This window comes from Rhizobium freirei PRF 81 (genome assembly GCF_000359745.1).
Lineage (GTDB): Bacteria > Pseudomonadota > Alphaproteobacteria > Rhizobiales > Rhizobiaceae > Rhizobium > Rhizobium freirei.
The window spans coordinates 1-302 of the sequence record NZ_AQHN01000051.1; the positions used below are offsets into that span (position 1 = coordinate 1).

The window sequence follows — 302 nt, forward strand, 5'->3', positions numbered from 1 at the left end:
TGCGCAGAAGCTGACCAACCTGGCGGCGGGCACGATCGGATCGACCTCGACCGAGGCGGTCAACGGCTCGCAGCTGTTTGCAGTGGGTGATTCCGCAGCGAGCGTGCTGGGCGGCAACGCCGCCTACGACACGTCGACCGGCAAGCTCAGCATGTCGAATATCGGCGGCACCGGCCAGAACACCGTCAACGACGCGATTGCAGCGGTGAACACGACCGCCGGCAAGGGCTGGAGCCTGCAGGCGAACGGCGACACGGCGACGCAGGTCAAGCCGGGCGACACGGTGCAGCTCCTTGATGGCC

General features: G+C 67.2%; 1 pseudogene. It reads left to right on the forward strand.

Annotated features, from left to right (window positions below):
• A pseudogene (locus RHSP_RS35090) lies at nt 1-302 on the forward strand (hypothetical protein); the annotation flags it as partial.